The sequence below is a fragment of the Pseudomonas sp. v388 genome (genome assembly GCF_003935425.1).
Lineage (GTDB): Bacteria > Pseudomonadota > Gammaproteobacteria > Pseudomonadales > Pseudomonadaceae > Aquipseudomonas.
This window is the reverse complement of sequence record NZ_RHQN01000012.1, coordinates 100,414-120,134: the sequence shown is the minus strand read 5'-3', so window position 1 is coordinate 120,134 and position 19,721 is coordinate 100,414. Positions and strand designations below refer to the sequence as shown.

Annotated in this window: 18 protein-coding genes; 8 read left to right on the top strand and 10 right to left on the bottom strand. The window is 61.4% G+C overall.

What is annotated here, in order from left to right; translation table 11 throughout:
• Positions 1-803 precede the first annotated feature (803 nt).
• Entirely contained in the window at positions 804-1,247 is a 444-nt protein-coding gene (locus EGJ27_RS23960) for a hypothetical protein (protein WP_125833220.1), read from the bottom strand.
• Here EGJ27_RS23960 and EGJ27_RS23955 point away from each other — a divergent pair.
• The gene (locus EGJ27_RS23955) at positions 1,246-1,701 is read left to right on the top strand and encodes a tRNA (cytidine(34)-2'-O)-methyltransferase (RefSeq protein WP_125833219.1); all 456 of its coding nucleotides are present in this window, start codon (positions 1,246-1,248) and stop codon (positions 1,699-1,701) included. The two genes, EGJ27_RS23960 and EGJ27_RS23955, sit on opposite strands and share 2 nt — an antisense overlap.
• Positions 1,702-1,797: 96 nt before the next feature.
• On the opposite strand, the gene secB is transcribed toward EGJ27_RS23955, so the two are convergent.
• The 3 genes from secB to EGJ27_RS23940 are packed head-to-tail and all read right to left on the bottom strand — an operon-like array spanning position 1,798 to position 2,996.
• Entirely contained in the window at positions 1,798-2,286 is a 489-nt protein-coding gene (gene secB / locus EGJ27_RS23950; protein ID WP_125833218.1) for a protein-export chaperone SecB, read from the bottom strand.
• A 41-nt stretch (positions 2,287-2,327) separates the two neighbouring features.
• Positions 2,328-2,579 (bottom strand): glutaredoxin 3, encoded by a 252-nt coding sequence (gene grxC / locus EGJ27_RS23945; RefSeq protein ID WP_125833217.1) that lies wholly within the window; start codon positions 2,577-2,579, stop codon positions 2,328-2,330.
• A 3-nt stretch (positions 2,580-2,582) separates the two neighbouring features.
• Complete coding sequence (locus EGJ27_RS23940) at positions 2,583-2,996, bottom strand: rhodanese-like domain-containing protein (RefSeq protein WP_125833216.1); 414 nt, start codon at positions 2,994-2,996, stop codon at positions 2,583-2,585.
• A gap of 146 nt (positions 2,997-3,142) precedes the next feature.
• Between EGJ27_RS23940 and gpmI the strand changes: the two genes are divergently transcribed.
• From gpmI to EGJ27_RS23910, 6 genes are all read left to right on the top strand, one after another.
• Complete coding sequence (gpmI, locus tag EGJ27_RS23935; protein WP_125833215.1) at positions 3,143-4,675, top strand: 2,3-bisphosphoglycerate-independent phosphoglycerate mutase; 1,533 nt, start codon at positions 3,143-3,145, stop codon at positions 4,673-4,675.
• A 150-nt stretch (positions 4,676-4,825) separates the two neighbouring features.
• Complete coding sequence (locus tag EGJ27_RS23930; RefSeq protein ID WP_125833214.1) at positions 4,826-6,127, top strand: murein hydrolase activator EnvC; 1,302 nt, start codon at positions 4,826-4,828, stop codon at positions 6,125-6,127.
• Between the two features lie 33 nt (positions 6,128-6,160).
• Positions 6,161-7,474, top strand: coding sequence for a S41 family peptidase (locus EGJ27_RS23925; RefSeq protein ID WP_125833213.1), 1,314 nt, complete (start codon positions 6,161-6,163; stop codon positions 7,472-7,474).
• 3 nt (positions 7,475-7,477) lie between these two features.
• The gene (locus EGJ27_RS23920) at positions 7,478-8,260 is read left to right on the top strand and encodes a divergent polysaccharide deacetylase family protein (protein ID WP_125833212.1); all 783 of its coding nucleotides are present in this window, start codon (positions 7,478-7,480) and stop codon (positions 8,258-8,260) included.
• Positions 8,261-8,428: 168 nt separating this feature from the next.
• Entirely contained in the window at positions 8,429-9,928 is a 1,500-nt protein-coding gene (locus EGJ27_RS23915) for a trypsin-like peptidase domain-containing protein (protein WP_125833211.1), read from the top strand.
• 159 nt (positions 9,929-10,087) lie between these two features.
• Positions 10,088-11,581, top strand: a complete 1,494-nt coding sequence (locus tag EGJ27_RS23910) for a serine protease (protein ID WP_158619390.1) — start codon at positions 10,088-10,090, stop codon at positions 11,579-11,581.
• Positions 11,582-11,678: 97 nt separating this feature from the next.
• Here EGJ27_RS23910 and hisF read toward each other — a convergent pair whose 3' ends face one another.
• From hisF to EGJ27_RS23880, 6 genes are all read right to left on the bottom strand, one after another.
• Positions 11,679-12,449: an imidazole glycerol phosphate synthase subunit HisF gene (gene hisF / locus EGJ27_RS23905; RefSeq protein ID WP_125833209.1), complete on the bottom strand. Its 771-nt coding sequence runs from the start codon at positions 12,447-12,449 to the stop codon at positions 11,679-11,681.
• A gap of 134 nt (positions 12,450-12,583) precedes the next feature.
• The gene (gene hisA, locus EGJ27_RS23900; RefSeq protein ID WP_125833208.1) at positions 12,584-13,321 is read right to left on the bottom strand and encodes a 1-(5-phosphoribosyl)-5-[(5-phosphoribosylamino)methylideneamino]imidazole-4-carboxamide isomerase; all 738 of its coding nucleotides are present in this window, start codon (positions 13,319-13,321) and stop codon (positions 12,584-12,586) included.
• Positions 13,322-13,407: 86 nt separating this feature from the next.
• Positions 13,408-13,668 (bottom strand): DUF2164 domain-containing protein, encoded by a 261-nt coding sequence (locus EGJ27_RS23895; RefSeq protein ID WP_125833207.1) that lies wholly within the window; start codon positions 13,666-13,668, stop codon positions 13,408-13,410.
• Positions 13,669-13,670: 2 nt separating this feature from the next.
• Positions 13,671-14,309 (bottom strand): imidazole glycerol phosphate synthase subunit HisH, encoded by a 639-nt coding sequence (gene hisH / locus EGJ27_RS23890; protein ID WP_125833206.1) that lies wholly within the window; start codon positions 14,307-14,309, stop codon positions 13,671-13,673.
• Entirely contained in the window at positions 14,309-14,902 is a 594-nt protein-coding gene (gene hisB / locus EGJ27_RS23885) for an imidazoleglycerol-phosphate dehydratase HisB (RefSeq protein ID WP_125833205.1), read from the bottom strand. Before hisB ends, hisH begins: the two co-directional genes overlap by 1 nt.
• A gap of 183 nt (positions 14,903-15,085) precedes the next feature.
• Positions 15,086-16,747 carry an OFA family MFS transporter gene (locus tag EGJ27_RS23880; protein WP_125833204.1) on the bottom strand — a complete coding sequence of 554 codons (1,662 nt, stop codon included), beginning with the start codon at positions 16,745-16,747 and terminating at the stop codon, positions 15,086-15,088.
• A gap of 615 nt (positions 16,748-17,362) precedes the next feature.
• Between EGJ27_RS23880 and EGJ27_RS23875 the strand changes: the two genes are divergently transcribed.
• Complete coding sequence (locus tag EGJ27_RS23875; RefSeq protein ID WP_125833203.1) at positions 17,363-19,588, top strand: AsmA family protein; 2,226 nt, start codon at positions 17,363-17,365, stop codon at positions 19,586-19,588.
• Positions 19,589-19,721 lie beyond the last annotated feature (133 nt).

Genomic DNA, 19,721 nt, shown 5'->3' with positions numbered 1-19,721 from the left:
ACGTTTTTACCCGCCGGCACCGAGTGTATCGGCCAAATTCAGTAATTCCCAAAAAATATTTTCAAGTCATTCGTCAGATCATTTGGTTCGCAGTCCGTTTACCCGGAGATCTTGATGCAGACCCTGGAAAATCCGTTCCGATAAACGTCCGTGGAAAATACTTAACTCTTTGTAAATCAACAAGTTAACAATCGGTAGCAGTAATTGTGACAATTGCCACCACACGGGAGAGCACTCGTCTCGGACCGACTGGAGAAACTTTCACAGCACGGCTTTCACAGGCTTGAAACCCCCTTTTCGACGCCTTGATCGTCCGCCACGCCATGGCGGGTGTTGAACGAAACAGGCAGCGAGCGGTCATCGAGCCGGCGTAAAGCACGGTGCAAATGCCGTGCCGGCGTTTCGCCATGACCCGGCTCACCGGCAGGAAAAGCCCTGCAAGACAATGGAACTGAATAAATGCCGGTCAACCGCAGGGCGCAGGAGACGGGGCGGGGTGCGTGGGTGAAGGGAACCCTGATGCCGTGCAGGCGCGCGTGCATCACCTTGGGTGCAAGAAGCCTTTGAGTGCCCGATAACCGTGCAGGAAACACCTTCGGAGCACCGGCCAGCCGGATCACAAAAAATCAGGGATCACGCGCAATGACTGCAAGAACTCGGTAAAACGCAGGTTCCAGAGCCGCTCAAAGGTCTTGTAGCGCCCATTTTCCAGTCGAATTTGAAAACTGGCACGCCCTCTGCATTAGGTATTACATCACCAGTTTTGGGGACCTTGGTACAGGCAGGCCGGGGATTCCCCTCTTTTATTTCTCTCGGAGACTGACCTCCAGTCTCCAGCGCCCGTCCACCTCGGCAGTGTGCAAGTCACTGTGCAACGGACGGGCTGCCAGAAGAGTCAGCACCAAACCTTTCTCCCCTCTTTCTACTCTCCAGCGCGCCACCTTGCTGTCGAACCGCAACTGGCCGGTCCACGGCTGTCCACGCGCCGCCTCGAGCCTGACCACCACCGCACCATCGACCGTTTCGCTTTTGAACGTGGGCTCTTCGTCAAACCACAGTGCAAGGCCGGTCGGCAGTTCTTCGATCTGCACCAATTCCACGGGGTCGGGCTGCTGCGACTGGCCGATGATCGTGCCTATCGTAAAGCCGACAATTGCCATGGAACCCAGAACCCGAGGCCATAGCTTCGGTCTTGGGTCCTCTTCGGGGGTAGAATGCAATCCGCCCTTTTGTTCGGAGCCGTGCATGTTTCACGTCATCCTTTTTCAACCAGAAATTCCGCCGAATACCGGCAATGTCATCAGGCTATGCGCCAACAGTGGCTGCACCCTGCATTTGATCGAGCCGCTGGGCTTCGAGCTGGACGACAAGCGTCTGCGTCGGGCCGGGCTGGACTACCACGAGTATGCCACGCTGCAAACCCACGCCGACTTGCCCAGCTGTCTGGAAAGGCTCGGCAGCCCGCGCCTGTTCGCCTTCACGACCAAAGGATCGCGACCGTTCCACGACGTGAGCTTCGAGAAAGGCGACGCCTTCATTTTCGGCCCTGAAAGCCGCGGCCTGCCGCCCGACGTTCTCGACCCGCTCGGCCCGGAGCAGCGCCTGCGATTGCCGATGCGCGAAGGCTGCCGCAGCCTGAACCTGTCCAACACCGTGGCCGTGGCGGTGTACGAGGCGTGGCGGCAGAACGGGTTTGCGTAACGACGCTGCCCGGTCCGCTCCCACAGGCAAGCCTCAGAAACCCACCGCCACAAAAAAGCGCCCCGAGAGGCGCTTTCTTTGCTGAACCGATAACGCTTACTGCACAGTCGGCGTTTCGCCGGCTTCCTGCATGCGTTGCAGTTCCTGCGCGTACAGCGCGTCGAAGTTCACCGGTGCCAGCATCAGCGCAGGGAACGAACCGCGCACGACCAGGTTGTCGATGGCTTCGCGAGCGTACGGGAACAGGATGTTGGGGCAGAACGCGCCCAGGGTGTGGCTCATCGACGCGTCGTCCAGGCCCTTGATCAGGAAGATACCGGCTTGCTGGACTTCAACGATGAACGCTACTTCCTCACCATTGTTGACGGTCACGGACAGGGTAAGGACGACCTCGTAGAAATCGCCTTCCAGCGGCTTCTGACGGGTGTTGAGGTCCAGGCTGACACTTGGCGTCCACTCCTGACGGAAGATCGCCGGGCTTTTCGGCGCTTCGAACGACAGGTCGCGAACGTAGATGCGCTGCAGGGAAAACTGAGGGCCGTTTTCTTCGGCAGGAGCAGCAGCGTTGTTCGTTTGATCGGTCATGTCAGATCCTTAACAAATAGGGGGCTAATGGAAACAGGGACTCAGGCCAGCAGCTCGCTGAGCTTGCCGGAACGCTCCAGGGCGAACAGGTCATCGCAACCGCCGACGTGGACCGAACCGATCCAGATCTGCGGCACGGACGTACGGCCCGCCTTCTTCGTCATTTCGGCGCGAACCTGCGGCTTGCCGTCGACATTGATTTCCTCGAACGCCACGTCCTTGCTCTTGAGCAACTGTTTGGCGCGAATGCAAAAAGGGCAATAGTCGCTGGAATAGACAAGAACACGGGCCATGTTTTATTTCACCAGAGGAAGATTATCAGCACGCCAGCTGGAAACGCCGCCGGACAATTTGGCGGCCTTGAAGCCGGATTTGAGCAGCTCGCGGGCGGTGCTGCCTGCATGCTGGCCCATGGCGTCGACTATGATCAACGTCTTGTCCTTGTACTTCTGCAGTTCGGCAGTGCGGGTCAGCACCTTGTCCTGCGGGAAGTTCAGGGCGCCGACGATATGGCCGGCCGCGTAGTCCTTGGCCGAACGAACGTCGATGACCACGCCCTGATCGGCGTTGACCAGTGCGGTCAGCTCGCCGGTGCTCAGGCTTTTGCCACCCTTGCTCAGCTCGTACGCGATGAGCGTGCCCAGCAGGATGACAAATGCGCCGGTGATCAAATAGTGGGTCGTGGCAAATTCAAGCAGATTAGCAACCATCGGTCGGTTCCAGGGCGTTAAAATGTCGGCCAGTATACACAGCACCCAAGGTCGGCCAAAGTCCGTCGGGCAGTGACGCCGTTTGAACTTGTCCTTAAAATGCCGATCTTTTTCCTACTTCCATCAACCAGCCTCGAGTGGGTCCCATGACTGCCACCCCAAAACCTCTGGTCCTGATCATCCTTGACGGCTTCGGCCACAGCGAACATTCCGAAGGCAACGCCATCATGGCCGCCAAGATGCCGGTCATGGATCGTCTCTACGAGACGATGTCCCACGGCCTGATCTCGGGCTCGGGCATGGACGTCGGCCTGCCGGACGGGCAGATGGGCAACTCCGAAGTCGGCCACATGAACCTGGGCGCCGGACGTGTGGTTTACCAAGACTTCACTCGCGTCACCAAGGCCATCCGCGACGGCGAGTTCTTCGAGAACCCCACCATCTGCGGCGCCGTGGACAAGGCCGTCAGCGCCGGCAAGGCCGTGCACATCATGGGCCTGCTGTCCGATGGCGGCGTACACAGCCACCAGGACCATCTGGTCGCGATGGCCGAGCTGGCCGTCAAGCGCGGTGCCGAGAAGGTCTACCTGCACGCGTTCCTCGACGGTCGCGACACCCCGCCGCGCAGTGCCAAGGCTTCCCTCGAACTGATGGACCAGACCTTCGCCCGCCTCGGCAAGGGCCGCACGGCCACGATCATCGGCCGCTATTTCGCCATGGACCGTGACAACCGTTGGGACCGCGTTTCCACGGCCTATAACCTGATTGTCGACAGCGCCGCCGAATTCCACGCCGACTCCAGCGTCGCCGGCCTTGAAGCGGCCTACGCCCGTGACGAAAACGACGAGTTCGTCAAAGCCACGCGCATCGGCGAGGTGGTCAAGGTCGAAGACGGCGACGCCGTGGTGTTCATGAACTTCCGCGCCGACCGCGCCCGCGAGCTGACCCGTGTGTTCGTCGAAGACGACTTCAAGGACTTCGAGCGCGCCCGTCAGCCGAAGGTCAACTACGTGATGCTGACTCAATACGCAGCCAGCATTCCGGCGCCCTCGGCGTTCGCCGCCGGCAGCCTGAAGAACGTGCTGGGCCAGTACCTGGCCGACAACGGCAAGACCCAGCTGCGCATCGCCGAAACCGAAAAGTATGCGCACGTGACCTTCTTCTTCTCCGGCGGTCGGGAAGAACCGTTCCCTGGCGAAGAGCGCATTCTGATCCCGTCGCCGAAGGTCGCTACCTATGACCTGCAGCCGGAAATGAGCGCCCCGGAAGTGACCGACCGGATTGTCGACGCCATCGAGCACCAGCGTTATGACGTGATCATCGTCAACTACGCCAACGGCGACATGGTCGGCCATAGCGGCATCATGGAGGCGGCGATCAAGGCCGTGGAATGCCTGGACGTGTGCGTGGGCCGAATTGCCGAGGCGCTGGAAAAGGTCGGCGGCGAAGCGCTGATCACCGCCGACCACGGCAACGTCGAGCAGATGACCGACGATTCCACCGGTCAAGCGCACACCGCCCACACCTCCGAGCCGGTTCCATTCATCTATGTCGGCAAGCGCCCGCTCAAGGTGCGCGAAGGCGGTGTCCTGGCCGACGTGGCGCCAACCATCCTGCATTTGCTGGATCTGGAAAAGCCCGAAGAAATGACCGGCCACTCCATCCTCGTCGCGCAATAAAGCCACTCTGACCGGCGCCCGGCTACCCGGCGCCGCCGGTTATTCAACGGCAAGCCCCAAAGCAATGGCCGCGGGGCGTTTTTTTTGCAGCGTGTGGCGGGCATACTAGCCCGACATTTTTCTCACACATCCTCGGTATCGCCCACCCTCATGCTCCGCGCCTTGATCGCCCTTGCTCTGATGTGCCTGCTCAATCCGGCGTTTGCCGTCGATGAGCGAGCGCAAACCCAACAACAGATAGATGCCGCGCGTCAGGACGTTGCCGAGCTGCAGAAAGTGCTCAGCAAGCTCCAGGAAGAAAAGGCAGGCGTCCAGAAGGACCTGCGTACCACCGAAACCGAAATGGGCAAGCTGGAAAAGCAGGTCGAGGTCCTGCAAAAGGAACTAAAAAAGACCGAAGGCGAGCTCCAGAAGCTCGACGGTGAAAAAGCCGGACTCAACAAGGCACGTACCGAGCAGCAACGCCTGATCGCCATTCAGGCACGCGCGGCTTATCAAAGCGGTCGCCAGGAATACCTCAAGCTGCTGCTCAACCAGCAGCACCCCGAGAAGTTCGCCCGAACCCTGACCTATTACGATTACATGAGCCAGGCCCGTCTGGCCCAGTTGCGTGGTTTCAATGAAACCCTGCGCCAGCTGGCCCAGGTCGAGAAAGCCATCGATCTGCAGCAGGCGCAATTGCTGGTGCAGAAGAGCAACCTCGACAGCCAGACCGAAGAATTGGCCAAGGTCCGCCAGGAACGCCAGCAGGCGCTTGCCAGGCTCAACCAGGACTACAAGGCCCGCGACGAGAAACTGCAGGCCCGCCAGCAGGATCAGGCCGACCTGGCCAAGGTTCTGAAGACCATCGAAGAAACCCTGGCCCGTCAGGCACGCGAAGCTGAAGAAGCCCGCCAGAAAGCATTGGTCGCCGCTCGCGAAGCCGAAGAGAAGCGCCAGCGCGAAGCCCAGGCCGTGGCCCGCAACAATGATGATGAACCGGCACCGCGACGTCCGGTCAAAGCCCCCGGCGCCGTGGTTTCCAGTGCCGGCGTATCCTACGGCGGGCCATTTGCCGAAGCGCGGGGAAAACTTCCATGGCCAATCGATGGTCGACTGCTTGCACGTTTTGGCGAAGCACGCGGTGATGACGCACGGACCAAATGGGACGGCGTGATGATCAGTGCGGCGGCGGGTAGCCAGGTACGCGCAGTGCACGGTGGACGAGTGGTGTTCGCCGACTGGTTGCGCGGCGCGGGTCTTCTGGTCATCCTCGACCATGGCAATGGTTACCTGAGCCTGTACGGACACAACCAGAGCCTGCTCAAGTCGGCCGGCGATATCGTCAAGGCCGGAGAAGCGATTTCCACCGTAGGCAACAGTGGCGGTCAAGACACTTCAGCGTTGTATTTTGCTATTCGTCAGCAGGGTCGCCCCAGCGATCCAGCCCAATGGTGTCGCACTCAAGGATAAGTCGGCACCAAAATCTCCAGGAGTTCGTTAGACATGCTGCATTTGTCCCGCCTTACCTCGCTGGCCCTGGCTGTCGCCATCGTTATCGGCGCGCCGTTGGCGCAAGCGGCCGAGATCATCACGCCGGCCCCGGCGGCTGCAGCCGCGCCCAAGGCGCCTTTGCCGCTCGACGAGCTGCGCACCTTTGCCGAGGTCATGGATCGGGTCAAGGCTGCATATGTCGAGCCGGTGGACGACAAGACCCTGCTGGAAAACGCCATCAAGGGCATGCTCAGCAACCTTGATCCGCACTCGGCTTACCTTGGCCCTGAAGATTTCCAGGAATTGCAGGAAAGCACCAGCGGCGAGTTCGGCGGCCTGGGCATCGAAGTAGGCGTCGAGGACGGCTTCGTCAAAGTGGTTTCGCCCATCGACGACACCCCGGCTTCCAAGGCCGGCATCGAGGCCGGCGACTTGATCGTCAAGATCAACGGCGCGCCGACTCAGGGTCAGACCATGCAGGAAGCGGTCGACAAGATGCGCGGCAAGATCGGCGAAAAAATCACCCTGACCCTGGTGCGCGACGGCGGCAACCCGTTCGACGTGACGCTGGCGCGGGCGACCATCCAGGTCAAGAGCGTCAAGGCGCAGATGCTGGAGAATGGCTACGGCTACATCCGCATCACCCAGTTCCAGGTCAAGACCGGCGAAGAAGTCGGCAAGGCACTGGCCAAGATGCGCAAGGACAACGGCAAGAAGATGAGCGGCCTGATCCTGGACCTGCGCAACAACCCCGGCGGCGTGCTGCAATCGGCGGTGCAGGTGGCGGATCACTTCATGACCAAGGGGCTGATCGTCTACACCAAGGGCCGTATCGCCAACTCCGAGCTGCGCTTCTCCGCCGACCCGGCCGATGCCAGCGAAGGCGTGCCGTTGGTGGTGCTGATCAACGGTGGCAGCGCCTCGGCCTCGGAAATCGTCGCCGGTGCACTGCAGGATTCGAAACGCGGCATCCTCATGGGCACTGACAGCTTCGGCAAAGGCTCGGTGCAGACCGTGCTGCCGCTGAACAATGACCGGGCGCTGAAGATCACCACCGCGCTGTATTACACGCCAAACGGCCGTTCCATCCAGGCCCAGGGCATCAACCCGGATATCGTCGTGCGCCGCGCCAAGGTGACCAGCGAAGTCGATGGCGAGAACTACAAGGAAGCCGACCTGTACGGCCATCTGGGCAACGGCAACGGCGGCGCGGACAAACCGACCGTCAAGGGCGGCACCTCCAAGGCGCGTCCGCAGGATGATGACTTCCAGCTCAGCCAGGCCTTGAGCCTGCTCAAAGGGTTGAGTATCACGCGCGGCAACTGACGGATGCGCCTGCTCGCTTTCCTGACCCTGGCGCTTTCGCTGGCCGGCGCTGCACACGCGGCACCGGCCAAGCCTGCTCCCCAGCCCGCTGCCGCGTACCTGAGCGTGATCATCGATGATCTGGGCCAGAACCCGCTGCGCGACAGCCGCACCCTCGCCCTGCCCGGCCCGGTGACGCTGGCGATCATGCCCGACACGCCCCACGCCACCGACTTCGCGCATCAGGCTCACAAGGCGCGCAAGACCGTCATCTTGCACATGCCGATGGACCCGGCCACCGGGCCGTATGCCTGGCACCCCGACCTGCCCCTCGCCGAACTGGAAAGCCGGCTCAATGCGGCGCTGTTGAAGGTGCCCTTCGCTGCGGGAATCAACAATCACATGGGCAGCCGCATGACGGCAGAACCGGTGGCGATGGCCTGGCTGATGGCCGAGCTGCAACGCCGCCACATGTTCTTCGTCGACAGCCGCACCAGCGCCAGAACCGTGGCCGCCGCTCAGGCACAGAAGCTCGGCCTGGCCAGCGTGTCGCGAGACGTCTTCCTCGACGATGAACGCACCGCCGAAGCCGTCACCCGGCAGTTGCGTATCGCAATCGAACTGGCGCGCAAACAAGGTTCGGCCGTGGTCATCGGGCATCCCTACCCGGTTACCCTGGATGTGCTGGAGCGGGAGCTGCCGCGCCTCAAGGCGCAGGGCATCGAATGGATCGACCTGCCCAGCATGATCAGCCTGCGGGGCAACCGGGCCATGGCCGGCCACGGCAAGAACGGCATTTATCGCTAGGTTTCCACACGCTCCATGCTCGTCGCGCATCACCTCTTTCCTCGCCGAAAGTAGGCCGCGTCTGCTTTTTTTGTCCCCTGCTTTCGCACCCTTGATAAGCGCGCCACGCCGCGCTTAAACGGACGGGCCTTCATCCGAAGGCCCAGTCATCGTTATCAAGGATCGATCATGAATGTCACAACCCTCGCAGCGGCGCTGTCCATCATCGCTGCGCTGCCCTGTTTCGCACAGGCGACGCCCACGGATATCGGCGAAGGCCTGGTTTCCCTCGCCCCTTCCAGAGTGCTCCTGAACGCGGACGGGTCACGCGAACACTGGAACGGCATCGGCCGCATCCAAAGCAAGAAAGGCCTGAGCTGCACGGCCACCCTGCTCGACACCCGCAGCGCCGACGGCACGCCCGATGCGCCAGCCTACGTATTGACCAGCGGCCACTGCATTTCCCGAAAGAACGGCCTGATCATCACCGACGGCGAGATCGACGGCGCCATGCAGTTCAACTACTTCACCGACACCACGCCGCGCAGCTATCCGTTGAAACGCATCAGCTGGAGCAGTCTGCAGGGCGTCGACATGGCGATCGTCGAGTTGCAACCCACGCTCCAGTCGCTGATCGACGCCGGAATCCGGCCGCTGCCGCTCGCCGACCAGCTACCCGAGAAAGGCCGGGAAGTCTTTTGGGTGGGCGCGCCGCTCTATCAGGACACCGGACGCCTGCGCATGGCGGCCTGTACTCACCAGCCGTCCGGGGAAATCCTCAATCAGCCCTGGGTCTGGCGGCATTCGGTGAGCAACCGATGCAAGGACGTGGACACCGGAGCATCGGGCAGTCCGCTGATCGTTCGCGACAGCGGTGAGATTTACGCGGTAATGAACCTCGTCACGCAGCCGCTCCCGTCGGGCGCTCCACCCCAGGACGATGACCCGCTGCCGCCCGGCTTCCCGCCGCTGGAGCCGGACAGCAACTTCGGCAGCCCGGTCATTCAGCTCAAACGTTGCTTCGTCAACGGCGTGCTCAGTACCGAACAATCCCAGTGCAGCCTGTTCCCGACCTTCTCGATCCGGTTCGACCCCGCCACGCCGCCCAAACACTATGCCAAGGTGCGGACCGGCGACGACGGCCAGGCGATCTTTCCAGGCTGGAACCTGCGCTTCACCGTGGACCAGCCTTTCTATCGATACAAGAAAGCCGACTCGGCCCTGGATTGCGAAAGACCGGCCGGCTACAGCAAGGCGATTGCCTCGCAAAACGCGACGATCGATGACCCGGTAGATGCCCGGATCGGCATCAACTGGCTGTGCATCGTTGGCCTGGCGTCGGCCAAGGAGCGCCCGAGTCACGGTCTGATGCGCAACGCCCTGACCCTCGCGATCGAGCTGCAGCCCGCCGGCCCCACGGCCGCGCCACGCATCACCATCGAGAAAACCCGATTCAACGCCTACTCGGTTCACTGGTCGCTCGATTCCGGCTTGATCGATCATTACACCGTCAAGGTCGGGCCTGTGGACACCACCGACTGTTCAGACCCGCAAGGCTTCAAGCGACGCTTTGGCAACCTGGAACTGCACGCGCGATCGCTGCCCAGGAAAATCTGCACCTACGCCCATGACGTCAACGGCCAGCGCTCCGACGTTCGGGAGGACATCGTAGGTGAGCCTGGCTCGTGAGAGCACGCCTGGTGGCGATGGCGGCCGGGCGCCGGGCGAGCGGCAGTCGATGCGTCACATAACTATTTATTGCCTTCAACGATGGGTTTGCTGATTTCGTACTCACACCACTTCCAGCCGACTCCTCGGCTTTGGACGGTTTCACTACAAGGGAATGTCATGAAAACCAAAACGCTTCACCTGATGGGCTGCTCGCTGTTTACGCTGCTGATGGCGTCGGCCTGCGTCGCCCAGGATCTCGGTCTTGGCCGGGAAAACCTCGCGCCTTCACTGCTGCTCGGCAACCAGCGGGGCCAGAACGACCACTGGAAAGGCATTGGCCGCCTGCAAATAGCTAAGGCCTCTCCAGACGCATACTGCACCGCCACCTTGATCGACACCCGTGGCGAGAAATCCGACGACGCCAGCCCGGCGTATGTCCTGACTTCAGGCCACTGCGTGTCGCTCGACAGCCTGAACGTCACCACGGACACGCCGAGCGACGGCCATGTGGATTTCAATCACTTTTACGATACGGCACACAAACAGCTTCGCTACGGCCTTAAACAGGTCAACTGGAGCAGCCAGCGCGGGCAGGACCTGGCGATCATCGAACTGGAGGCCTCGCTGCAAAGCCTGATCAAGGCAGGTATCGAACCACTGCGACTGGCCGCCAAGGCGCCGCAAGTGGGTGACGATCTGCTGATCGTCGGCGCGCCCTCGCAATACGACGAGAAAGGTCTGCGGCTGTCCACATGCAGCCTGCTGTCGAGCGAAACGCTGGTCGAGCATCCGGCGGTGTTCCGCAGTTTCTACAAGGACCAGTGCCGTGGCCTGAAGCCGGGCAGCTCCGGAAGCCCGCTCCTGGATCGCGTGTCGAACCAGGTCCTGGGCGTCGTGGCGACCACGACGGCAGACGCCAAGGAAGAAAATCGCTGCTTCGGCGATGCGCCGTGCGAGCTGCAAGACGGCCATCCACGCTGGGCACCCGCGAGCAACTATTCGAACCCTGTCGGCACGCTGGCGCAGTGTTTCATCGAAGGTCGATTCGCACCGCAAGCCGAGGGCTGCGATCTGCTGCCGACGGTCACCATCACGCCGAAAAGCCACGCGATTCGCTATTACAAACGGATCAAGAACGACGCGGCGGGCAACCCGGTGCTGCCGACCTGGAGGCTGGCATTCGATCTGAACACGCCCTTCTACCGCTACAAGACGGTGCGTGACCCGCTGCAATGCTCAAGCCCTCGGCATTACAGCCAGGCGCTGCCTGCCAAGGATGCGCTGATCGACGATCCGGTGGGTTCGGAACCTGGGTTGTATGTGCTGTGCGTGATCGGGGTCGAGTCGCAGGAACAGTCGCCGTCACCGACACTCATGAAGAACCCGTTGCTGGTGGCCATGGAAATCGCCCGGCCCGGCCCGACCCGCGCGCCGCAGCTTGAGATTCGCAAGCAGGATTCAGGCAGCTACAACGTGGCGTGGCAGTTCTCGCACCCTGGACTGAGCGCGTATGAATACAAGCTTGGGGGCGATTGCGAGAACACCAAGGATTACCAACGTGCGTTGGAGGCGCTGAACATCGAGCAGGATAAACTGCCTGCAACACTGTGCAGCCGGGCAATAGATATGTCCGGCCAGCGCTCGGCACCGCGTACGGACTTGCTGGAATAGCAGGCCGGCCTGTTCGCCGGCAAGCTGGCTCTTACGGATGCACGCGGCACCATAGCAGCCAGCTTGCTGGCGAAGACTGCTGGCAGGACAACAGCAATCAGCGAACCACAATCCCGCGGCTGGCCATGTAGGCTTTGGCTTCGGGCACGGTGTATTCGCCGAAGTGGAAGATGCTCGCCGCCAGCACCGCGCTGGCGTGCCCTTCCAGCACGCCGGCCGCCAGGTGCTCCAGGTTGCCGACACCGCCCGAAGCGATCACTGGAATACCCAGCGCATCGCTGATGGCACGGGTGACGCCCAGGTCGAAGCCGTTCTTCATGCCGTCCTGATCCATGCTGGTCAGCAGGATTTCACCGGCGCCCAAACCTTCCATCTTCCTGGCCCACTCGACTGCATCGAGACCGGTCGGCTTGCGACCGCCATGGGTGAAAATTTCCCAGCGCGGGGTTTCGCCCGGCCCGGACACTTTCTTGGCGTCGATGGCGACCACGATGCATTGCGAACCGAAACGCGCAGCGGCTTCACCAACGAATTCGGGGGTGAATACCGCCGCCGTGTTGATCGACACCTTGTCTGCGCCTGCGTTGAGCAGGTTGCGGATGTCCTGCACGGTACGCACACCGCCGCCGACCGTCAGCGGGATGAACACCTGGCTGGCCATGCGCTCGACGGTATGCAGCGTGGTGTCACGGCCATCGACGCTGGCGGTGATATCCAGGAAGGTGATTTCATCAGCACCCTGCTCGTCGTAGCGACGCGCGATCTCGACCGGATCGCCCGCATCACGGATGTTCTCGAACTTGACACCCTTGACCACGCGACCATTGTCGACGTCCAGGCAAGGGATGATGCGTTTGGCTAAGGCCACAGACTCAATCTCCGGTTAAATCCAACCCGCAAACCCTGTGGGAACGGGCTTGTCCGCGAAGAAGCCGTACAGTCGCTGCATATGTATCGACTGTACGCAGGTCTTCGCAGACCAGTCCGCACCCACCGACTCGGTCAGCGCTGTTCCAGGTCGCACATGGCCTGGGCTTCTGCCACGTCCAGCGTGCCTTCGTAGATCGCCCGGCCGGTGATGGCGCCGATGATGCCTGGCGCCCTGGCGTCCAGCAGGGCACGGATATCGCCCAGGTTATGGATGCCGCCCGAAGCGATGACCGGAATACGCGTTGCCGCAGCCAGCGCCGCAGTGAACGGAATATTGCAGCCCTGCATCATGCCGTCTTTCGCGATATCGGTGTAAACGATTGCGGACACGCCATCGGCCTCGAAACGCTTGGCCAGATCGATGACCTGCACGGTGCTGACTTCAGCCCAGCCGTCGGTGGCGACGAAGCCATCCTTGGCGTCCAGGCCGACGATCACTTTGCCGGGGAACGCGCGGCAGGCTTCGGCCACGAACTCAGGTTCCTTGACCGCCTTGGTGCCGATGATCACGTAGCTCACGCCCGCCTTGACGTAATGCTCGATGGTTTCCAGCGAGCGAATCCCGCCGCCGATCTGGATCGGCAACTGTGGATAACGCTTGGCGATGGCCGTGACCACGTCACCATTGACCGGCTGGCCTTCGAACGCGCCGTTGAGGTCAACCAGGTGCAGGCGGCGGCAGCCACCGTCGACCCATTTGGCGGCCATGCTGACCGGGTCATCGGAAAACACCGTGGAATCTTCCATGCGGCCCTGACGCAGACGCACACAGGCGCCGTCTTTCAGGTCGATAGCGGGAATAATCAGCATACTTTGTCCTTAGTCATAAGCCGCAAGCTGCAAGCTACAAGCTGCACGTATGCGTACCTTTCAATTCGTGCAGCGCAAAGCTGCTTCTAATCTTTCTCAAGCGCCCACACGTCGCTCTCGATCCCTTCGAAACGCTCCTTGAGCAGCGCCTGGGTATCGAAGATCGCCCGGTTGTAATAGTGCGGGGCGATCTCGCGACTGAACAGTTCCAGCACCTCGGCCACCTCGAAGGTGCCCAGCTCCAGTTCGAAACGCTCGGCAAACAGGCGCTTGAGCTTGTGGATCGCGTCCTGCTCCTGTTCCGGCGTCAGCGTCAGAATCGGCGCCCTGGTTCTGGCTCTGCTCATGGTTACCAGCGGCCGTCCCATGCGGCGAAGTTCTGCAGCAACTGCAGGCCGTGGGTATGGCTCTTCTCAGGGTGGAACTGCACGGCGAAGCGCGAGCCTTCAGCCAGTGCGGCGGCGAAATCGACACCGTAGTGTCCACGACCAGCCACCTGACGCTGATTGGCGGCGTTGATGTAGAAGCTGTGCACGAAATAGAAACGCGCCATGTCCGGAATGTCGTGCCACAGCGGGTGATCCAGCGTCTGCGCGACTTCGTTCCAACCCATGTGCGGCACTTTCAGATGTGCGCCGTCTTCGTGCAGATCCTTGCCGAAGAACTTCACCTGGCCGGGAAACATGCCGATGCAGTCCACGCCGTCGTTTTCTTCGCTGCTGTCGAGCAATGCCTGCATGCCGACGCAGATGCCGAGAAACGGACGATCCTTGCTGACTTCCTGCACCAGCGAGTCGAAGCCCAGTCGGCGGATCTCGGCCATGCAGTCGCGAATCGCGCCCACACCCGGAAACACCACGCGGTCGGCTTCGCGAATCACTTTGGCGTCGCTGGTGATCTGCACACGGCCGGCGCCAACGTGCTCAAGCGCCTTGGCGACCGAGTGCAGGTTGCCCATGCCGTAATCGATGACCGCCACTGTCTGCATCAGAGCACACCCTTGGTCGAAGGCATTTGCCCGGCCATGCGGTCGTCCAGTTCCACCGCCATGCGCAGGGCACGGCCGAACGCCTTGAAGACGGTTTCGATCTGGTGGTGAGTGTTGGTGCCACGCAGGTTGTCGATGTGCAGCGTCACATTGGCGTGGTTGACGAAGCCCTGGAAGAACTCCTGGAACAGGTCCACGTCGAAGCCGCCGACGGTGGCGCGGGTGTACGGCACATGCATCTGCAGGCCCGGACGACCCGAGAAGTCGATGACCACGCGCGACAGCGCTTCATCGAGCGGCACGTAGGCGTGGCCGTAGCGGCGAATGCCTTTCTTGTCGCCGATTGCCTGGGCGAATGCCTGGCCGATGGTGATACCCACGTCCTCGACGGTATGGTGATCGTCGATTTCCAGGTCGCCCTTGCACTCGATATCCAGGTCGATCAGCCCGTGCCGGGCGATCTGGTCGAGCATGTGCTCAAGGAAAGGCACGCCGATATCGAATCGGGCCTTTCCGGTGCCATCCAGGTTGATCGAGGCTTTGATCTGGGTTTCCAGAGTATTGCGCTCGACGTAAGCCTTACGTTCGGCCATCACCAGCTCCGCAAAATCATTGGGCGAAAAAGGCGATCATTATAGGCCCAGAAGCGTCGCGCATGAAGCAAACAGACGACGGGAAGCCGATATCAGCCCCATATAACTTCTGCATTTGCCAAACCGCAGGCAAAAAAAAGCGCCTGCACCGAAGTGCAAGCGCTCTTGATCAACGGCGAGCTATCAGTTGAACAGCACCGCAGTCTTCTGCAGGGTAACCCAGACGCCCCACGCCAGCGGGATGCCTACGGCCAGCCAGGCGGCGATTGCCAGAGGCTTGCTGCCTTCGGATGCTTTCCACTCCAGCGAAGTGGTCGCATCGGCGCCCTTGTCGTGACCGATGGCCTGTTCAGCGGCCAGTTCGGCGTCGGTCATGAAGTACTTGTCGGCCACCGGACGAATCATCAGGTTGCAGATGAAGCCCAGAACCAGCATGCCGGCCAGGATGTACAGCGTGATGTCATAGGCGTCGGCACGGGCAACGCCGATGCTGAGCTGGTATTCACGCAGGTAGTTGACCAGTACCGGACCGAGCACACCGGCTGCAGCCCATGCAGTCAGCAGGCGACCGTGGATCGCGCCGACCATTTGCGTACCGAACAGATCTGCCAGGTAAGCCGGAACGGTAGCGAAACCGCCGCCGTACATCGACAGCACGACACAGAACGCCGCCACGAACAGCGCGATGCTGCCCAGGTGACCCAGGGTCGGAACCGAAGCGTAGAGCAGGAAGCCCAGCGCGAAGAACACGAAGTACGTGGCTTTGCGGCCGATGTAGTCGGAGAACGAGGCCCAGAAGAAACGACCACCGATGTTGAACAGGCTCAACAGACCGGTGAAGCCGGCGGCGATTGCAGCAATCTGCTTCAACTGGTCGGCACTCAGCTCGCTGAAGGTCAGCGAATTGCCCAACAGCTTGCCGGCGAACACTTCCTGCAGCAGTGGCGAAGCCATGCCCAGAATGCCGATACCGGCCGACACGTTCAGGCACAGCACCAGCCAGACCAGACGGAATTGCGGTGTTTTCCAGGCCACGCTGACGTGCACGTGACGGTTGGTGATCATCGCGTTCTTGGCCTTGGCCGCCGGAGCAGTCCAGCCTTCAGGTTTCCAGCCGGTCGGTGGAACGCGGTAGCCCAGTGCGCCGCCGATCATGAAGACGAAGTAGATCGCCGCCATCACCACGAAACTTTCCCATACGCCCACGCTTTGCGCAGAAGCGAAGTGGCTCATCAGGAACGTCGCCAGTGGTGCACCCACCATCGCGCCGCCACCAAAGCCCATGATCGCCATGCCGGTCGCCATGCCGCGCTTGTCCGGGAACCACTTGATCAGGGTCGAAACTGGCGAGATGTAGCCCAGGCCCAGACCGATACCACCGATGACGCCGGAACCCAGCCACATCAGCCAGATCTGGTGGGTATAGATACCCAACGCGGAGATCAGCAGACCGCCACACCAGCACAGTGCCGAAACCACACCGGCCTTGCGCGGGCCTGCGTGTTCCAGCCAGCCGCCCCAAATGGCTGCCGAGCAACCCAGGAAGATGAAGAACAGCGTGTAGATCCAGCCGAGCATCGAAATCTGCCAGTCGCAGGTCGACGCGAACATTTGAGCGAAGAAGCCCATGTCGGGTGTGCATGCAACAGGTGCGGTAACACCGACAGCCTTGGACAACGGCAGCCAGAATACCGAGAAGCCGTAGGCCATACCGATGCAAAGATGAATCGCCAGGGCGGCGGGTGGAACAAGCCAGCGGTTGAAACCGGGCTTGGCAATAATGCGCTCTTTGGACAAGAACGCAGGCTGAACGGCAACGCCGCCCAAGGCTGTGCTTGTGCTCATTGTGATAACCCCAATATGTATAAAGCTCGCAGGACTTTTCGCCGAACATCCACAGCTTCCATGCCGCAATGCATGACTGTTTTTAGGATGCTCCAGATGTGGCAAATGGCCGCACCCGGTCAGCGCATGCGGAGACTACCACTACTCGAAGCATGTAAGTGTGCTGTTACATCATTTTTATTTCCAACTAATCCATGCTGTCTATGACCCCATAGATGTAATCGATTATCGGCAGGATATAGACAGTCTTTAATGGGTGCTTATAACTTTCCGTGCATATGCGTATGAACGGAACTCACCAACATCCCAAGTGGGAGCGGACTTGTCCGCGAAGGCAATACTCCAGGCAACGTATCGGCTGCGAACGTACTGCCTCCTTCGCGGCTAAAGCCGCTCCTGCAGATCCGACGCATGCCACCGGTCCGACACCGCATCTGCAAGACGCTGGCAAGTCTGCGCGGAGAAAACGACCGCGCAGGCAGTTGCAAACTACGCTTGCTGACAGCCGCAGGGCCGCTGGCAGTCCTGACCCTGACGGCATTCGAAGCCCGAGAGACGGCCGAGAGCGGTATACTCGCGGGCTAAATTTTGAACAATCGACACAAGGACTCGCCCATGAAAGCGTTCGGCAAAATCCTGGGGCTGTTTATTCTCGGGTTGTTGCTGATCATCGTGGCTCTTGGCTTCGCCTTGACCCATCTGTTTGATCCCAACGACTACAAAGACGAGATTCGCCAGCTGGCCCGCGACAAGGCAAACGTGGAACTGACGCTTGACGGTGACATCGGCTGGAGCCTGTTTCCGTGGCTGGGCCTGGAGCTGCACGAAGCCAAGGTCGCCACGCTGGCCGCCCCCGACCAGCCTTTCGCCGATGTGCAGATGCTCGGCCTGTCGGTTCGGGTACTACCGCTGCTGCGCAAACAGGTGCAGATGAGCGACGTGCGGATCGAAGGCCTGAACCTGAGCCTGCACCGTGATGAAAACGGCCACGGCAACTGGGAAGACATCGGCAAGCCGGCCGCCGCCACTGGCCAGACACCTCCGGCCGCGCCAGGCGAGCCTGCCCCGGATGCGGACAAGTCCGAACGCTCTTCGCGCCCGATCCAGCTCAATATCGACAGCCTGACGGTCAACAACGCCCGCATCGATTACAGCGATGCGCGCAAGGGCCAGACCTTCCTCGCTGAAAGCATCCAGTTGAGCACCGGCGCGATTCGTGAAACGTCCGACATCCCGATCAAGCTGACGGCATTCCTGAGCACCAACCAGCCCATGCTTCGCGCCAAGACCGAGCTGGTCGGCGAGCTGCGCCTGGACCGCGCATTGCAGCGCTATCAATTCGAAGACATGCGCCTGTCCGGCGAAGCGGCCGGCGAGCCGCTGCAAGGCAAGACGGTGACCTTCGCCGCCCAAGGCCAGTTGCTGGTCGATCTGGCGGCGAACATCGCCGAGTGGAATGGCCTGAAGATTTCCGCCAACCAGTTGCGCGCACTGGGTGAGCTGCGTGCCCGTGACCTGGACAAGACCCCGCAGGTCAGCGGCGGCCTGTCCATCGCCCAACTCGACGTGCGCACCTTCTTCGACACCATCGGCCAGCCATTGCCGCCGATGGCCGACGGCGCATTGAGCAAAGTGGAAATGGTCACCCGCCTCAGCGGCACGCCCAACAGCGTGGCGCTGGAGGATCTGAGCCTCAAGGTAGACGACAGCCACTTCACCGGCCGGATCGCCGTGACCGACTTTGCCAGGCAGGCGCTGCGCGTCCAGCTCAAGGGTGACACCTTTGACGCCGACCGCTATCGCCCGGCCGAGAGCGAAGAGTCCAAAGGCGTGAAAGCTGCGCGCAAATCCGAAGTGCAAAGCGGTGAGGCTGCCGCCATCGCGGGCGATACCCCGCTGCCGGAGCAGCCGACCAAAGCCGCGTGGAGCACCACTCGACTGCTGCCGCTGGAGCGCTTGCGCACGCTGGATGTCGAGGCAGACCTGAGCTTCGGCAAACTGATCGTCAACAAGCTGCCCATCGACAATGCGGCGTTCAAGACCCAGGCGGCGGGCGGCCTGGTCAAAGTCGAGAGCCTGCGCGGCGACCTCTACAACGGCAATTTCGAACTCAAGGGCAACCTGGATGCGCGCCCTGAAGTGCCGCTGGTGAGCGTGCAGACCCGCGCCGTCAAAGTGCCGGTGGAACGCATTCTCGAAAGCCAGGGCCAGAATCCGCCGGTGCGTGGCCTGCTGACCCTCAACAGCGATCTGAACGGCAAGGGCAACAGTGAGAAAGCCCTGGTCGACAGCCTCAGCGGCACCGCCGGTTTTACCCTGAACAACGGCGTGCTGGTCAATGCCAACCTTGAACAGCAACTGTGCCGCGGCATTTCGGTGCTCAATCGCAAAACCCTCAGCGCAGAGCCGCGCGGCAAGGACACCCCGTTCCAGCAGCTCGACGGCAACCTGGCGCTGCGCAATGGCGTGGCCAGCAACCCGGACCTCAAGGTTCGCACGCCGGGCCTGACGGTCAATGGCAATGGTGACGTGGACCTGCGCGTGCTGGGCATGAACTACCGCGTCGGCATCGTGATCGAAGGCGACAAGAGCGAGATGCCGGACCCGGCGTGCGAGATCAACCCACGCTATGTGGGCATCGAATGGCCCGTGCAATGCCGCGGCCCGCTGGAACTGGGCGCCAAAGCCTGCCGCCTGGACCGCGAGGGCCTGGGCCAGATCGCCGCCAGACTGGCCGGCGACCGGATCAGTGAAAAGCTGGGCGACAAGCTGGACGAGAAACTGGGCGACAAAGTCAGCCCGGAACTCAAAGACGCCCTCAAAGGGCTGTTCAAACGCTGATGTTTGCAGCTGTATATCGACCTCTTCGCCTGTAGAGCCAGCTCGCTGGCGAAAGAGCCAGTACAGGCGCAGCATTCATGTCGTTTGGCATTACGTCTTCGCGAGCAAGCTCGCTCCTACAGGATCTTCACCG

What these genes read in the sequence shown, in the direction of transcription:
- EGJ27_RS23955 (WP_125833219.1), top strand. Translation starts at nt 1,246, where the DNA reads ATGTTTCACGTCATCCTTTTTCAACCAGAAATTCCGCCGAATACCGGC.
- EGJ27_RS23960 (WP_125833220.1), bottom strand. Translation starts at nt 1,247, where the DNA reads ATGCACGGCTCCGAACAAAAGGGCGGATTGCATTCTACCCCCGAAGAG.
- secB (WP_125833218.1), bottom strand. Translation starts at nt 2,286, where the DNA reads ATGACCGATCAAACGAACAACGCTGCTGCTCCTGCCGAAGAAAACGGC.
- grxC (WP_125833217.1), bottom strand. Translation starts at nt 2,579, where the DNA reads ATGGCCCGTGTTCTTGTCTATTCCAGCGACTATTGCCCTTTTTGCATT.
- EGJ27_RS23940 (WP_125833216.1), bottom strand. Translation starts at nt 2,996, where the DNA reads ATGGTTGCTAATCTGCTTGAATTTGCCACGACCCACTATTTGATCACC.
- gpmI (WP_125833215.1), top strand. Translation starts at nt 3,143, where the DNA reads ATGACTGCCACCCCAAAACCTCTGGTCCTGATCATCCTTGACGGCTTC.
- EGJ27_RS23930 (WP_125833214.1), top strand. Translation starts at nt 4,826, where the DNA reads ATGCTCCGCGCCTTGATCGCCCTTGCTCTGATGTGCCTGCTCAATCCG.
- EGJ27_RS23925 (WP_125833213.1), top strand. Translation starts at nt 6,161, where the DNA reads ATGCTGCATTTGTCCCGCCTTACCTCGCTGGCCCTGGCTGTCGCCATC.
- EGJ27_RS23920 (WP_125833212.1), top strand. Translation starts at nt 7,478, where the DNA reads ATGCGCCTGCTCGCTTTCCTGACCCTGGCGCTTTCGCTGGCCGGCGCT.
- EGJ27_RS23915 (WP_125833211.1), top strand. Translation starts at nt 8,429, where the DNA reads ATGAATGTCACAACCCTCGCAGCGGCGCTGTCCATCATCGCTGCGCTG.
- EGJ27_RS23910 (WP_158619390.1), top strand. Translation starts at nt 10,088, where the DNA reads ATGAAAACCAAAACGCTTCACCTGATGGGCTGCTCGCTGTTTACGCTG.
- hisA (WP_125833208.1), bottom strand. Translation starts at nt 13,321, where the DNA reads ATGCTGATTATTCCCGCTATCGACCTGAAAGACGGCGCCTGTGTGCGT.
- EGJ27_RS23895 (WP_125833207.1), bottom strand. Translation starts at nt 13,668, where the DNA reads ATGAGCAGAGCCAGAACCAGGGCGCCGATTCTGACGCTGACGCCGGAA.
- hisH (WP_125833206.1), bottom strand. Translation starts at nt 14,309, where the DNA reads ATGCAGACAGTGGCGGTCATCGATTACGGCATGGGCAACCTGCACTCG.
- hisB (WP_125833205.1), bottom strand. Translation starts at nt 14,902, where the DNA reads ATGGCCGAACGTAAGGCTTACGTCGAGCGCAATACTCTGGAAACCCAG.
- EGJ27_RS23880 (WP_125833204.1), bottom strand. Translation starts at nt 16,747, where the DNA reads ATGAGCACAAGCACAGCCTTGGGCGGCGTTGCCGTTCAGCCTGCGTTC.
- EGJ27_RS23875 (WP_125833203.1), top strand. Translation starts at nt 17,363, where the DNA reads ATGAAAGCGTTCGGCAAAATCCTGGGGCTGTTTATTCTCGGGTTGTTG.